The 16609-nt window shown below is 33.0% G+C and carries 11 protein-coding genes and 1 other annotated feature; of the genes, 9 read left to right on the forward strand and 2 right to left on the reverse strand.

What is annotated here, in order from left to right:
* Window positions 1-179 precede the first annotated feature (179 nt).
* The 7 genes from KPL50_RS17510 to lpdA all read left to right on the forward strand — a co-directional run bounded on the left by KPL50_RS17510 (window position 180) and on the right by lpdA (window position 10360).
* Window positions 180-1820 (forward strand): sigma-54-dependent Fis family transcriptional regulator, encoded by a 1641-nt coding sequence (locus KPL50_RS17510; protein WP_216299834.1) that lies wholly within the window; start codon window positions 180-182, stop codon window positions 1818-1820.
* 95 nt (window positions 1821-1915) lie between these two features.
* The gene (locus KPL50_RS17515; protein ID WP_216299835.1) at window positions 1916-3943 is read left to right on the forward strand and encodes a transporter substrate-binding domain-containing protein; all 2028 of its coding nucleotides are present in this window, start codon (window positions 1916-1918) and stop codon (window positions 3941-3943) included.
* A gap of 10 nt (window positions 3944-3953) precedes the next feature.
* Window positions 3954-5297: a sigma-54 dependent transcriptional regulator gene (locus KPL50_RS17520; protein ID WP_216299836.1), complete on the forward strand. Its 1344-nt coding sequence runs from the start codon at window positions 3954-3956 to the stop codon at window positions 5295-5297.
* Between the two features lie 197 nt (window positions 5298-5494).
* Complete coding sequence (gene pdhA / locus KPL50_RS17525) at window positions 5495-6580, forward strand: pyruvate dehydrogenase (acetyl-transferring) E1 component subunit alpha (protein ID WP_216299837.1); 1086 nt, start codon at window positions 5495-5497, stop codon at window positions 6578-6580.
* Window position 6581: 1 nt separating this feature from the next.
* Entirely contained in the window at window positions 6582-7559 is a 978-nt protein-coding gene (locus KPL50_RS17530; protein WP_216299838.1) for an alpha-ketoacid dehydrogenase subunit beta, read from the forward strand.
* Window positions 7560-7574: 15 nt separating this feature from the next.
* Entirely contained in the window at window positions 7575-8897 is a 1323-nt protein-coding gene (locus KPL50_RS17535; RefSeq protein ID WP_216299839.1) for a dihydrolipoamide acetyltransferase family protein, read from the forward strand.
* A 77-nt stretch (window positions 8898-8974) separates the two neighbouring features.
* Entirely contained in the window at window positions 8975-10360 is a 1386-nt protein-coding gene (gene lpdA / locus KPL50_RS17540; RefSeq protein ID WP_216299840.1) for a dihydrolipoyl dehydrogenase, read from the forward strand.
* A gap of 76 nt (window positions 10361-10436) precedes the next feature.
* Here the strand turns inward: lpdA and KPL50_RS17545 are convergent, their stop codons facing one another.
* Window positions 10437-11426 carry a lipoate--protein ligase gene (locus KPL50_RS17545; protein ID WP_216299841.1) on the reverse strand — a complete coding sequence of 330 codons (990 nt, stop codon included), beginning with the start codon at window positions 11424-11426 and terminating at the stop codon, window positions 10437-10439.
* 500 nt (window positions 11427-11926) lie between these two features.
* Between KPL50_RS17545 and brnQ the strand changes: the two genes are divergently transcribed.
* Window positions 11927-13234 carry a branched-chain amino acid transport system II carrier protein gene (gene brnQ, locus KPL50_RS17550; protein ID WP_216299842.1) on the forward strand — a complete coding sequence of 436 codons (1308 nt, stop codon included), beginning with the start codon at window positions 11927-11929 and terminating at the stop codon, window positions 13232-13234.
* Window positions 13235-13307: 73 nt separating this feature from the next.
* Here the strand turns inward: brnQ and lysS are convergent, their stop codons facing one another.
* Window positions 13308-14828 (reverse strand): lysine--tRNA ligase, encoded by a 1521-nt coding sequence (gene lysS, locus KPL50_RS17555; protein ID WP_216299843.1) that lies wholly within the window; start codon window positions 14826-14828, stop codon window positions 13308-13310.
* Window positions 14829-14928: 100 nt separating this feature from the next.
* Window positions 14929-15232: a binding site (T-box leader), on the reverse strand.
* A gap of 248 nt (window positions 15233-15480) precedes the next feature.
* Between lysS and KPL50_RS17560 the strand changes: the two genes are divergently transcribed.
* Window positions 15481-16416 carry a gamma-glutamylcyclotransferase gene (locus KPL50_RS17560; RefSeq protein WP_216299844.1) on the forward strand — a complete coding sequence of 312 codons (936 nt, stop codon included), beginning with the start codon at window positions 15481-15483 and terminating at the stop codon, window positions 16414-16416.
* Window positions 16417-16609: the final 193 nt, after the last annotated feature.

Consider the following 16609-nt stretch of genomic DNA (forward strand, 5'->3'; position numbering starts at 1 on the left):
TTAGTAATTATTCAATTTCCTTGCATAATGCAATTTTCCGTTGCATTATGCATTATTTTTATATGCATTTAATTATTTTCTATCTTTTTCCATAAAAATATGATATTATAACGTTATTAAATTAACAATTAACTTTGTAATTTCAAGACTTTATTTTATTTTGAAAGGCATGGTGTTATATGAATACTATTTCAGAAGATATGTTAAACAAAATATATAATCCTATAATTGTATGTAACGACAATGGACAAGTATTATATACTAATGCCATAATGGACAGTATTTTTGAGTATACTAAAATCAAAATTCTAAAGAATATACGAGATCTTGATATAGATTTCAATTATGAAAGTATTTTAGAAAATGGAACTAGTCACCGCTGTATTTTAATGAATGGCCTCCCTTGCCCTGTTAGCATACATATTCTAACCTCGGAAGGTAATTCACTCAATATTATGTATATGTTTGATAGCTCTATTATTAACAATAAAACCGTAGAGAATATTATAAATGATATTGATGAGGTAATTGTTATTTTCAATGAACATGGCATAATTGAAAAAATGAATGACCTTTGTGATGTGCTTTTGCCCTTTAATCGTTGCGAAGCACTTGGTCAAAGCATTTATGACATATCACAAAGAGGTTTGGTAAAGGATCCTATTATTATTGATATGCTAAAAATCAAAGAAAAAATTTATAGAAATATTAAATATCCAAGTGGAAAAACTCTTGCTTATACAGCTGTACCTTTTTTCCATAATAATGGTGATTTAAAGGGTGGCGTACTTACTGGTCGCGATATTACCCGATTAATAAAATTACAAACAAACACAAATCTAAATATTAAACAGCCTGAAAATATAGAATATATTAGTCAAAGCAAGGTCATTGATAACATCAAAAAAATGGTTATAAGAGCTGCTGCTTATGACTCATCCATATTTATTACCGGAGAATCAGGTGTTGGTAAAGAAATTATTGCCAGAATGATCTATAACTATAGTCCTCGTCGGGAAAAACCTTTTATTACAATAAACTGTGGTGCAATACCCTCTGAACTTTTGGAATCTGAATTCTTCGGCTATGAAGAGGGTACCTTTACAGGTGCCAAAAGAGGTGGTAAAAAAGGCCTTTTAGAAGAAGCAAATGGAGGTACCATTTTTCTTGATGAAATCGGGGAATTACCCTTGCCAATGCAAACAAAAATCCTCAGGGTAATACAGGAAAACGAATTTACAAGAATAGGTGCAGCAACACCTATAAAGTTAAATATAAGATATATTAGTGCTACAAATGTATCTGAAGCGGAACTTCATAATAGTAAAAAATTCAGACAAGATTTATATTATCGCCTTAATATTATACCCATTAAAATTCCGCCTATCAAAGATAGAAAAGAAGATATTATTCCCTTAATTAAGTATTTCCTTAATTTTTATAACAAAAAATATAATAGATGTTTAAGATTTTCACCAATAGCAATAAAGATTCTTTATAAGTATGATTGGCCAGGAAACATAAGAGAACTTAAAAATATGATAGAAAGGTTAATTGTTCTTGCAGCTAATGATATTATCAGCGAGGAGGACCTTAGCACATTTATGATCTTAAGTGAGGTTTACGATTCTTTAAATGATATGCCTAGCGTTATAATAAATGGTCATAGTAATCTAAACACTGTATATGGTATAGTGGACCAAATAATGATACCCAAAGCCATAGAAATACACGGCTCCGTTGTGAATGCTTCTAAAGAACTTGGAGTTAACCCTTGCACAATACACCGAAAAATCAAAAGCGGTTCTATAAAATTGTAAAATAAAAAAACAATTAACACTTAATACTTATAGGCTTCAAAATTAACTAATAATATTCTATTTGCATGTTATAATAATATAGGGTGAAAAAAACAATGAAGAAAAAGTATGTATTAGGAATTTTAATTATAGTTACTGTACTTATATTTGCAAATAGTTATTTAAAGATAGAACACAACATGAATATATTCGAATTTTTTGCAAAAGACCAACGTCTAAATGCCTCAGATAAAGCGTATTTGAAAGAATATGGAGACTTGGTCTATGGAGCAGATCAAAATACTCCACCGCTAAGATATTTAAATCCAGATAGTGGGCAATACGAGGGCCTTGTAATAGATTATGTCAATGCGCTTTCTATAGAACTAGGAGTCAACATAAAGATGAAACCTATGATTTGGAATCAAGCCCTTGAAGCACTTGAAAGTGGAGATATAGATTTTTGTGATATGCACGCTTCAAAAGATCGCTCTCGTAGCTTTATATTTACAGGTCCTATTTACTATCAAAGAGGTGCTATATTAATAAAAAAAAATAATACAAGTATCAAAGCGCCACAGGATTTAAAAGGAAAAACTATAGCAGCAATAAAAGGTGATTATATATTTGAACATTTAGCTGAAAATTATACTGATGTACATGGAGTTGAGACTGAAAATTTAAGAGACGCTATTAGCCGCCTGGAAAAGAGTGAAGTAGATGCGGTCCTTGGAGATGAATCAGTAATAAACTATTATTTAACCCAAGAAGGGCTTAGCCGCGAATATTCAATACTTAATAATTACTTGTACGAAAGAGCAGCCCTAATAGGAGTAAAAAAAGGCAATGAAAGATTAGTAGAAATACTTAACAAAGCAATATATCAATTGCAAAAAGATAACACCATGGAAAGAATACATGGAAAATGGTTTGGCATATCACCACTAATCATGAAGAATACCAACACTGAAAAATATATGCTTTTGGTTAAATATGCTATAACCCTAGCAATGCTAGTAGCTTTATTTTTTTACTATTGGAACAGAGAATTAAAAAAAGAAGTTAAAATACAAACAAATGCACTCAATATATCTAAAAACGAATTGGAGACTACGTTCAATGGGCTTACTACTCATTTAATGGTGGTGGTAAACGAGGACTGCTTTGTTGCAGAATCCAATACAGCATTTTGTGAGTATATAGGATACTCAGTAGATGTAGTGAAACATATGCACTGCAAAAATGTCAATGGAATACTAGGAAGTAACTGTGACGATTGCCTCATTAAAGACATATTTAAAACTAGAACTTCAATAGAAAAAGCAGTAGAATATCAAAATAGAACATTTAAAGTGAGAACTTATCTCTTAGATAAAGTACCAAACACTAGAGAACGAGTACTTATCATGATGGAAGATATCACCGATCTAAAATTAGCAGAACAAAAAATGTTGCAATCAAGTAAAATGGCTGCAGTAGGGCAGCTTGTCGCAGGTATTGCACATGAAATAAGGACACCTCTAGGAATCATTAGGAACTATACATATTTACTTAGACGTATGGAATCAGAAGAGGATAAAAAAGAGGCAATAGATACAATAGAAACTTCAGTGACTAGAGCCAATAAAATCATAGACAATCTTTTAAACTTTTCAAGGCTTTCTGATAACAAGGTACACAATATAGATGTCAAAGATTTCATATCAAATCTTTATGAACTTAATCAGAAATCCTTAAAGCAAAAACATATAGAATTTAAGCTATATGTGGAAAGAGATTTAGAAGTAGAGCTATATAGCGAATCTTTGAAACATATATTACTAAATCTTTTTTCCAATGCTACTGATGCCATGAAGCAAGGAGGTATACTTCAGGTACAGGCGTTCAAAAAAAATGACAATATAATCATAGAAGTATCTGACACAGGAATAGGAATGGATGCAAATACACAAATGTACTTATTCGATCCATTCTATACTACTAAGCAAGACACCAAAGGCACAGGCCTTGGACTGTTTATTGTTTATAATGAAGTTCAAAAAATGGAAGGAACTATTAGAGTGAAAAGTAAAATTGGGGAAGGCTCTAAGTTTATCATTACACTTCCAACAAAGATTAATGACCCCATATTAATATTGAAATAGGAGATTGTAAATGACTAATAAAAATTATGATATATTAATAGTAGATGATGAAGCAGCATACTCAAAAGGACTTGCTAAAATACTTGAAATAGAAGGATATTTAGTAGAAACAGTACTCTCAGCAGAAGATGCTATAGTAAAAATCAACCACAAGAAATATCAGATGGTAGTGACGGATTTAATGATGAATGGAATGAATGGCATAGAGCTTTTAGAAAAAATAATAGCATACGACGATGATATCAAAGTCATACTCATGACTGCATATGCGACTATATCTACCGCAGTTGAAGCCATGAAAAAAGGAGCAGTATCTTATTTTGTAAAAGGAAATGATCCTGTTGAACTTATAGAGGAAATAGAAAAAGCATATAAAGAGTACAAAAAATCAGAAGTATCCTCTAAAATATATGATAAAAAAGAGAAATCACTTCTAGAATCAGAAAATAGTGAATTTAAAAAAATTATTGATATGGCTCGAAAAGTGGCCAAAACTCCAGTGAACGTCATATTGCTTGGAGAGTCGGGAGTAGGAAAAGAAGTATTTGCAAACTTCATCCATGCTCAAAGTGAACGCAAAAACAAACCATTTATAGCAGTGAACTGTCATGCTCTATCTGAAAGTATATTAGAATCTGAACTATTTGGGCATAGCAAGGGAGCCTTCACCGGTGCAAATGAAGAAAGAATTGGTAGATTTGAATCAGCTAGCATGGGAACACTATTTCTAGATGAAATTGCTGACATGCCATTATCCACTCAAATCAAGCTACTAAGAGTCATTGAAGACAGAGCAATAGAAAAAATAGGTAGCAACATAAGTACGCCCGTTGACTTTAGACTTATAACAGCCACCAACAAATCTATAGTAAAACTAATAGACCAAGGACTATTTAGAGAAGATTTTTACTATAGAATCAACACCATCATAATAGAAATACCACCTCTTAGGGAACATAAAGAGGATATATATAGTTTGGCTAGTAACTTCATAGCTATGGCTTCAAAGCAAATGAATAAAGAAATACACACCATAGAGCCTGAGGTGTGGGAATATCTAAACCAGTATGACTATCCAGGTAATGTACGAGAATTTAAAAACATAATCGAAAGGCTTGTAGTATTTAGTGAAAATGGTATTATATCAAAAGATGATTTACTAATACATGAGATTCCAGCCACAGACTACGAAGGAGATCAAACATTAAAAGCCTTTAGGTCTGCAATAGAAAAAAAATACATAGAAACCGTCCTTGCAAAAAATAACTTTAGTATGACAAAAACAGCAACAGTACTCGGTATCACTCGAAGACAACTACAAAATAAAGTCAATGAATATGAGATACAAAAATAAAAGCGGGCAATTTTTTTCCACCTATAATGGAAAAAAATGCCCGCTTTTATTTTCATTAAAATTTAACAGTCTATTTAAAAATAGTTAATCTTTAAAATATTATCTATTCAATAATAATTATTACCTAATAATCTTGCAATTTTAAACTTAAAATGATATCCTATATATAATATACAAATAGCTTAAGGAGGTTCATTATGCTTACTGAAAAATATAATTCATTAAATAAAGAAATGTTCTCCGTACTAGATAAATACGGTGTAGTTATAAATGAAGATTTGCTTCCTAAATTAGAGAAAGAAAAATTAATCACATTATATAAGACAATGCTTCATAGTCGTATTGCAGATGGTAAAGCTTTGCAATACCAAAGACAGGGTCGAATGTTAACCTTCGCTCCAAATCATGGTGAGGAGGCCGCTCAGGTTGGTTCTGTTGCTGCTACAGAGGAAAGAGATTGGTTAGTTCCCGCTTTTAGAGAAATGGGAGCTTGGCTCTATAAAGGAGTATCTTTAGAACAAATTTATTTATACTGGTACGGAAATGAACTGGGAAGTAAATTCCCACCTAATGTAAAAATGTTACCAATTTCTGTACCCATAGCTTCTCAATTAAATCATGCTGTTGGCCTAGCTATGGCTTCAAAAATCAAAGGAGAAGATCATGTAACCATTGCGTACGTTGGTGATGGTGGAACTTCTCAAGGAGAATTTCATGAAGCATTAAATTTTGCTTCCGTATTTTCATCGCCGGTGGTATTTGTCATATTAAATAACCAATTTGCTATTTCTGTAAGTAGGGCTTCCCAAACTAGATCAGAAACTTTAGCTCAAAAAGGTATTGCTTATGGAATGCCAAACATTTTAGTAGATGGAAATGATGTTCTAGCAATGTATGCAGCTACAAAAGAGGCTGTAGATAGAGCACGAAATGGCGGCGGCCCAACTTTAATTGAAGCTTATACCTATAGAATTGGGGCTCATACAACTTCTGATGACCCTACTTTATATAGGAAAGATGAAGAAGTAGAGGAGTGGAAGAAAAAAGATCCTATTATAAGAATGAAAAAATACCTAATAGATAAAGGTCAGTGGTCTGAAGCAGAAGATTTAAAAGAAACAGAAAGCTATGAAGCCTTCGTAAATGAAACCTTTAAAAAAGTAGAGGCTTCTGGCATCGTACCTTTAGAGGATATTTTTAAATATCAGTATGAAAAAATGACTCCAAATTTAGTGGAGCAATATGAAGAATATAATGAATTTTTAAAGGAAGGAGGTAAGTAGTATGCCTATTTTAAATATAATTGGTGCAGTAAATTACGCATTAGATCAAGAAATGGCAAGAGATAAAACTGTTGTAACCTATGGAGAAGATGTTGGTGTTGAAGGTGGCGTTTTTAGAGCAACTGTTGGACTTCAGAAAAAATATGGAATAGATAGATGTTTCGATACTCCATTATCTGAAGCTGCAATAGTTGGTAGCGCTGTAGGTATGGCTATTAATGGATTAAAACCTGTTGTAGAAATGCAATTTGATGGTTTCGTACTTCCAGCTTTAAACCAAATTATTGGGCATGTGGCTAGAATGAGAAACAGGTCAAGAGGAACTTATACCCTTCCAATGGTGATTCGTATGCCTTATGGTGGTGGAATTCGCGCCTTAGAACATCACTCTGAAAGTATAGAATCGATTTTTGCTCATATTCCTGGACTTCAAGTAGTTATTCCATCAACTCCATACGATACAAAAGGGTTGCTACTGGCTGCTATTCGAAGCCCTGATCCTGTTATATTTCTAGAACCAAAAAGAATTTATAGAGCCTTCAAGCAAGAAGTCCCAGAGGAAGATTATATAATTCCTATTGGCAAAGCAAAGGTTGTAAAAGAAGGAAGTCATATTACCGTAGTAGCATGGGGCGCAATGGTTCGTGAAGTTCAAAAGGCAATTGAAGAAGTTGAAAAGGACGGAATTTCCGTGGAGCTTATTGATTTAAGAACTATCGCACCCTTTGACAAGGAAACAATACTTAAATCAGTAAAGAAAACTGGACGGTTTTTAGTTGTTCATGAGGCATTTAAATCCTTTGGACCAGGTGCTGAACTAATTGCTACTGTAAACGAAGGTGCGTTTTTACATTTAGAAGCGCCACCAACTAGACTTACAGGCTTTGATACTACAGTTCCCCTTGCAAAGGGAGAAGATCATTTCATTATTCGCCCAGATCGCATTGCTCATAAAATAAGAGAGGTTGTTAATTTTTAACTGGAGGTGTATTTTATGTTTAAATTTAAATTCCCCGATATCGGGGAAGGAATTACAGAAGGAAAGATTTTAAAATGGTTTGTAAATTCTGGAGATTCTATTGTGGAAGGAGATTCTCTATTCCTAGTAGAAACAGATAAAGTAAATGCAGAAATACCCTCTCCAGTTGGTGGCATTGTTACTAGTACAAAAGCTAAAGAGGGTGAAATTATTTATGTTGGAAATGTAGTTGTGGAAATTCAAACTTCAGAGGATGATGTAGAAAGCAATGATTCTCCTAATGAAACTGTAGTTGAAGAATCAAAAGCTATAGATGAAGGTGAAACTGCTGGAGTTGTAGGCGAATTAGAAGTTTCCTCACAAATAATTGCCGTTAGCCATGAAGAAAAGGTAGCATTTAAAGATGGGCCTACTATGAAAATTCTTTCAACACCCGTTGCAAGAAAGCTGGCTAAAGATTTAGGCATTGATATCCACAAGATTAAAGGTACAGGACCAATCGGACGGGTTATGAAGGAAGATATTTATCTTGCTAGTAAAGAGATGGAAACAAATAAAGCTGCTTCTAATCTTTCAGCTGAAGTTCCAGTTTCTCCTACGGCGGCGCAACCTATAATAATTCCAGACCTTAAATTTGTAGGCGAAGTGGAAAGAGTTCCACTCACTATGCTTAGAAAGACCATTGCAAAAAACATGGTGCTTTCAAAATCCGTTATTCCTCATGCTTCTGCAACGGATGAAATAGATGTATCGAAACTTGTAGCCTTTAGGGAACAATCAAAAAACATGGCAATAGCACAAGGCGTTCACCTAACCTATATGCCTTTTATTATAAAAGCAGTAACCCTTGCACTTAAAGATTATCCTATCTTTAATGCAAGTTATGATGATAAAACAGAGGAGCTTGTATTAAAGAAATACTATAACATTGGTGTAGCTGTGGACACCCCAGATGGCTTACTGGTTCCCGTAATAAAAGATTCTGATAAAAAAGGTATTTTGCCAATAGCAAGGGAGCTTTCTCTCCTTGCAGAAAAAGCAAAAAATAAAGCCCTTACCTTGGATACCTTGCAAAACGGAACCTTCACTATTACAAATTATGGTGCCATTGGAGCTACTTCTGGAATCCCAGTAATTAAACATCCAGAAGTCGCTATCCTTGGAGTTGGTAAAATAGCAAAAAAACCAGTTGTTATTAATAATGAAATTGTGATACGAGATATTCTTACTATTACCATATGCATTGACCATAGAGTAATTGATGGTGGAGACGCTGGAAGATTCCTAGGTAGATTAAGAGCTTACTTAGATGATCCAATGCTTTTAGTGCTTAGCTAACCACGAAAAGGATACCCTGCTTCTAGCATTGTATCCTTTTTTTATAAAACAAATTTATTAAGGAAGGTGGAATTAAATTGAAAACCTACGACATTATTATTTTGGGTGGAGGTCCTGGTGGATACGTTGCTGCAATTAAAGCTGCACAACTAGGAGCAAAAACTGCCCTGGTAGAAAAGGCAGAGATTGGTGGCGTATGCCTAAACTGGGGATGTATTCCTACCAAAACTCTTTTAAAAAGTGCACATGTATATCAAGATATAATTCATGCTGAAAAATTTGGTATTCACATAGAGGATAAAAATACCGTGTCCATAGATTGGGATGCAATGCAAAACAGAAAAAACGCCGTAGTAAAGCAACTTACAGGTGGTGTAAAAACTTTATTAAAAGAAAACGGTGTAGATGTATATTTTGGAAATGGTGATGTAATAGATAAAAACACACTACATGTAAATGGCGAAACCTTATTAACAAAAAATTTAATCATTGCAACGGGGTCCTCTTCCATGATTCCAGATATTCCCGGATTAAAAGAATCTATGGATGGTGGTTACACTGTAACCAGTAAAGGACTTCTATCCATAAAAGAAGTACCTGATGAACTTATTGTAATTGGTGGAGGTGTTATAGGCATTGAGTTTGCGGTTCTATTTAATGCACTTGGTAGTCATGTAACTATTCTTCAAAGGTCAGGAACCATTTTAAGAAGCATCGATACTGAAATACGAACTACCATGGAAAAGATTCTCATAAAAAAAGGAATTGATATTATCTATGGAGTAAATTTTGAAAAATTTGATAAAAATCAACTTACCGTAAAAATAAAAGAAGAAATAAAAACCCTGAAGGCAGATGCCATTCTTCTTAGTATGGGTAGGAAAGCCAATATCAAAGGTTTAGAAAAATTAAATCTTACTTTAGATAGAAATTCAATAAAAACCAACGATAAACTTGAAACCAATGTACAAGGTGTCTATGCCGTTGGAGATGTAAACGGCAAATTTATGCTTGCCCATGTGGCTTCAGCAGAAGGTATTGTAGCCGTAGAAAACATTTTAGGTCAAAATTCAAAGCTTGATTACGATAAGATTCCTTCCTGCATTTACAGTTTTCCTGAAATAGGTGTTGCAGGGCTTACAGAAGATGAAGCAATTGCAAGAGGCTACGACGTCATCGTCAGCAAGTTTCCTTTAATAGCAAATGGGAAAGCCCTTGCTGAAGGTGAAACAGATGGCTTTATCAAAATCGTAGCTGATAAAAAGTACGGAGAAGTCCTAGGAGTTCATATTTTAGCATCCCATGCTACAGATATGATTGCAGAAGCAGTAACCACCATGCAATTAGAAGGTACTGTTCATGATGTAGCAAAAGCAATACATCCGCACCCTACTTTATCTGAAGCTATAATGGAAGCAGCTCATGGTGCAATAGACAAACCAATTCACATTTTCAGGGCTTGATTTTATATGAAAAAACATCCATAGATTTGATTTAAACAAATCTATGGATGTCCCATTAAAAAGCTCCTGCCTCTTATTAGTAAAACAAACAGTCTATAAAATCCTCATTTGTTATACCCTGAATATACTCTTGCAACTCCACTCCTTGGATTGCCTCTCTTACGCTTTCTTCTTTAAAGTAAACTCCTAGAAAAGCCTCTTGCAGCTTTGATAAATCTTTATTAGCAAAAAAGTCTCCATATATACCCATGACTTTTATCTTGCCGTCTTTTATATCTAGTTTAATATTTAATTGCCCAAAAGGGTATCTTTTGCTCTTCTCCATATTAAACTCTGGTGATTCTCCATAGGTCCAGTCCCAAGTTGCGTATTTTTCATCTGCTATAGACTGAATTTTATCTATATCATTTTGTTCTAATACATATTCTTTATAAGCAGCACCCTTATATTCAAAAATAGAATGAAGGAGAATCTCTTTAAACTCTTTCACAGAAACTTTTTCCGTTAAATAAGGATAAACGTTAGTTACTCTACTTCTTACAGATTTAATACCCTTTGATTCTATTTTCGAAGCTTTTACTTGCAACGCATTTTGCACCACAGAAAGGTCAGAATTAAATAAAATTGTTCCATGGTGTAAAAGCCTGTCTTTAAAATAATATTGAGAGTTCCCTGAAAACTTTTTCCCTTCTATAGTAATGTCATTTCTGCCAGTAAATTCTGCCTTTACACCTATCTTTTCTAAACTAGCCACTATGGAATCTGTAAATTTCTTAAAATTATTTATATTATCTTTGCTTGCTTTTACAATAAAAGTGAAATTCAAGTTACCTAAATCATGATACACAGCCCCTCCACCTGAAAGACGCCTAACTACTTTTATATTATTTTCTTCTACATACTCCTTATTGATTTCTTCAATGGTGTTTTGATTTCTTCCAATTATTATGGCAGGCTCATTCTGCCAAAGAATGAAATATTCTTCTCCCTTAAAGGCTTTTAAAAAGTATTCTTCTAAAGCTAAATTAAAATGCGGGTTATTTGAATCATTTTTTATATAAATCATTTTATTACCCCCTTCATAAATTAGATATTTTTATTGATTATTATAACACAACTAGTTAAAAATCTTATTAATCTAGAACATAATCTTACATGTGATACAAAAATATAAGTGGGCAATTTTTTTCCATACTAGGTGGAAAAAAATTGCCCACTTTTATTATTAAGATAGAAATTAAATATAAACGTTTACAACTGAAATCTAAAAAATGACCCTTGTAAGTAGGGCTAAACCAAAATTGTTAAGAGAATTTTAAACTTTTCAAGAAAAATATGAGGATTAAAATATTTCGGCATGATAATTGCTATATACAATAGTATAGGAACTAATCCTATAAATATATAGAAACGCAAGTAGCATTTTCAGAAAATTCAGCTTTTAAAGATAATGAGGAGGCCACCTATGAAAAAAGAAATTAAAGAAATTTATACTTTGGACGCTATTAACTCATTTATTAATGATCTATGTATTACAAAAATTTATTCATCTGGAGGAATGCTTTAATGAAAAATTCAACAAAACATTCAGTTGTTATAGGTTTTGCACTATTTGCAATGTTTTTCGGTGCAGGAAACCTGATTTTTCCACCATTTTTAGGAAAAGCCGCTGGAAGCGCATTTTTCGCATCCATAATAGGTTTTCTCATTACAGGAGTTGGTCTTCCACTAGCTGGAGTAATTGCCTGTGCCAAAATTAATGGTACTTACGACAAAATGGCGAATAGAGTAGGTAAAAAATTTGCTGTAATAACCGGTATAGCTTTAATTCTTGTTATAGGACCGTTATTTGCGATTCCAAGAACCGCTGCAACAACTTTCGAGCTTGGAGTACATCCTCTATTTCCATCTGTACCACAAAACATAGTAGTTATATTGTATTTTGCAATAACGCTTGCATTTGTGCTTAAACCTTCTTCAATAATTGATAATATAGGTAAAATACTTACACCCGCACTTTTGTTAATGCTCGCTATAATTATATTTAAAGGAATAATAGATCCTATTGGACCAATTGTAAATACATCTTACAAAGGTGGATTATCAAAAGCTTTAATAGAAGGTTATCAAACAATGGATGCTATGGCTTCTGTTATATTTGCAGGGATAATTATTTCCTCTGTTAAATCAAAAGGTTATGAAAATGCAACTGATATAATGAAGATGACTATAAAATCAGCACTAGTTGCTGTAGCGGGACTCGCCTTTGTATATGGTGGACTTATGTATCTTGGAACACAAACAAGTACTTTGTTTCCAGCAGATATAGCTAGAACTAAGCTAGTTACAGAACTTGTTAAATTAGACCTAGGCAGTATTGGTGCCGTTGTTCTTGGTTTATGTGTTGCTCTTGCATGCTTAACAACTGCTATAGGATTACTTGCAAGTGGAGCAGAATTCTTTGCTAAGGTTTCAAATAATAAAGTATCTTACAAAACTTCTGCTGTTATTATGGCTGTAGTAAGTGGATTAATAGCTACAAAAAACGTTGATGCTATAATTTCACTCGCAGGTCCTGTGCTGCAAATTTTATATCCAATTGTAATTGTTCTTATAGTAATTACATTGCTTGGTAATAAAGTGAAAAGTAATAAGGTTGTTGCTATAACTACATACACAGCGCTATTTATAAGTATTTTAGATACTATAAATGGTTTATATCCAAATAGCATTGGATTTCTTAAATTTATTCCTCTAGCAAGTGTTGGATTCTCATGGCTTATACCTACTGTATTAGCTTTTGTAATTTGCAACATTTCAATAAAAACAAAAGAAGATGCTACAAATGAAGATTTAGAATCAGAAGCAGCTTAAATATAGCAATTCAAAGGGATGTCTCAAAATGATTAAATTAATCATTTTGAGACATCCCCTTTTATATATTATATTATCTTTTCACTAAAGGAAATGCAATAACATCTTTAATTGAATAAGCCCCAGTTAAGAACATAATCATTCTATCTATACCTATTCCTAGTCCTCCTGCTGGTGGCATACCAGTATCAATGGCCACTGCAAATTCTTCATCCATTGGACTTGCTGTTTCAAGCCCAGCCCTAAGCTTATTTGCCTGCTCATGTAAAAGCACTCTCTGCCTTAGTGGATTATTAAGCTCCGAGTAAGCATTTCCGAGCTCAACTCCATAAGCAAAGGGTTCAAATCTTTCAATAAGTTCAGGATTATTTCTGTGCACTTTGCAAAGTGGTGAAGATTCAGCAGGATAGTCAATTACAAAGGTAGGTTGTATAAGATTGCCTTCAATGTATCCTTCGAATAACTCTATAATAAGTTCTCCTTTAGATGCTTCTTCTAAATCTAGACCTTCCTGCTCATTTTCTACTAATAAGCCTTTTTCATTTATACCTTTAGCGATTTCTTCTCTTGACATATGCTCTACGTCTATTCCTGTTTGTTCTTTTACTAAATCACACATAGTAGCTCTTCTCCAGGGTGCTTTAAAATCTATTTCCACACCATCACAACAAACCTTTGTGCAGCCGTTTATTTTATTGAAAACATAATCATAAAGGTTTTCCATAAGTTCCATCATATCGTTATAATCTGCATAAGCCATATAGCATTCAAATAGCGTAAACTCTGGATAATGCGTTCTGTCAATTCCTTCATTTCTAAAGGACCTTCCAAGTGTATAAACTCTCTCAATTCCCCCAACCATAAGTCTTTTTAAATAAAGTTCTGGAGATACATTCATATATACTTCAGAATCTATTGCATTTACAAAGGTAACAAAAGGCTTTGCTTCTCCACCGCCATATTTAGTATCTAGAATTGGCGTTTCTACTTCAATAAACTCTTGCTGATCTAGAAATTCACGAATAGCTGCCATTGCTCTTGAACGCTTAATAAACCTTTCTTTTACATCATTATTCATAATCATATCCAGTGAACGGTGTCTTTGTTTTAAGTCAGCATCTTGAATACCATGAAATTTTTCTGGTAGTGGTCTTATGGATTTTGAAAGCATTGTCACATTATTTGATCTTATTGTGATTTCTCCTGTTTTTGTCCTAAAAATAGTACCCTCTACTCCAATTATATCTCCAATATCAATTAGTTTTAAAAATTCGAATTTTTCCTCGCCTAAAGCTTTTTTATTAAAATATGCTTGAATGTCTCCATTCTGGTCTCTTAGGGTTAAAAATATTACTTTCCCCATCCTCCGCATAAGCATTACTCTTCCCGCTACAGTAAATGATTGCTCTTCATTTATATTTCCAAAATTATCTATGATAAATTTCGAATGCGTTATATTTTTGAAACTGTATGGATATGGATTTACACCTTGTTCCATCAGAACATTTAATTTTTTAACTCTCTCAACAACAAATTCATTTGCATCTGACATAATAGTTTTTAAATTTTCAATATTAACATAATCTCTAAACATAATAATACCACCTTTTTCTATTAGTATTTAATTCACTCCAAGCCTAACATAATAAAATCTAGACAAAATAAAAAAACCCTCACCCCCAAGACTATATAGTCTTGGGGACGAGAGTACATAATTTCGTGGTACCACCCCAGTTTATCAACATGTCACCATATTGAACTTATAAAGTACGGCATAAAAACCACTGAAGTGGCTTCATTAACGACTTTAAAAATATCGTTAATAATGCTTATACTATAGCTCTATAACGGGAGCTCCCGGCACAGTCTACCCCTAAAAATTAGGCTCAATGTGAAACTCAGAGGCCTTTTTCGACAAATAAATCTTCCTCCTTCTCAGCTAATAGGAGTTCTCTGTAAAAAAATCACTATATCTACTCTTCTCTTCATCGTCTCTATAATTGTTATTTTTTAGTATTTTACCATAAATATTTTTCTATGTCAACTACATCAATTACCATTACTTTGTTATATTACTGATTTATGATAATGTCCTAGTGTAACACTTTTGATTATGTCCCTCTGGTGTTTTTATAAACACTATTATTTATAGTAATAATTTTAGACTTTTCTAGCAATTTAGTCAATTAAAGTGTTATACTTTTATAAACACATTAGAAAATAATGATTAATGGAGGGATACTATTATGGTAGATAAAATTCAAGCCACAGAAAAAAATGTTCAAAATGAAGGTAATAAAATAATAAGGCTTTTTGTATATGGTACGCTTATGAAAGGAAATACCAATCATGAAAAATTCTTGTCAGGGGCCAGATTTGCAGGGCATTTTATAGCTGATGGTTTTCAATTATATGATTTCGGTAGTTATCCACTAATAATTCAAAACGAAATTGATAAAATTAGAGGTGAGATGTATATTGTCGACAATGATATATTAGAAAAGCTAGATATATCTGAGGAAAAAGCAAATTTATTTAAAAGAAAAGTAATTAGAGTGATTAATGATAATGATGAAGTTCAAGAAGCTTACGTCTATGTGTATAATAAGGATGTTTCAAGAAATGTTAAAGTTACCCCCGACAACCAACCTAAGGTAGCATTAAAAAGAAACGATTATGTTTGGTATGCAAGCTATGGCTCTAACCTTATTTATGAAAGATTGCTAGTTTATATTAAAGGTGGAAAGTGTAAATTTAACGGAGTGACTTATGGCGGCTGCAGGAATAAATCGCTACCAAAGGATACTAGGCCAGTAACTATTCCTTATAAAATGTATTATGGTAATGCAAGCTCTCCTTGGGGAATTGGTGGAATTTCATTTTTAGATACTCATAGTAGAGGGCAAGCTTTAGGTAGAATGTACCTTGTTACTGAAGAACAGTTTGAAGATATTTCAAGACAAGAGGGACATGAAGAAAATTGGTATAATCAGAGTCTTTCCTTAGGAGAGTACAATGGTATTGAAATTGTTACCATTACTAATAAAAATACAAGACCATATCACGACCCTTCTGATAATTATCTTGGAGTAATCAGAATGGGTATAAAGGAAACATACCCTGATATGAGTGACTTTGAGGTAATGAAGTATTTGGTTGAATGTGGATTAGAAAAAAAATAGCTTCCTACAAAGCTGTCCTAGGAGATGGCTAATTCCTTGCAATGGATTCAGTAGACATGCTAGGTGTATAAGAGAGATCATCAGAGAATGTTTATAGATTTGTGTAAATAATTTTAGACAAGTATATTTCAACTGAAATTAGTATGGGAATTCACTCCTGTACTAATTTTTTATTTTTATGGTAATACTAATA

The organism is Clostridium sp. CF012 (genome assembly GCF_018861755.1).
In the GTDB taxonomy this organism is placed as follows: Bacteria; Bacillota; Clostridia; order Clostridiales; family Clostridiaceae; genus Clostridium_AD.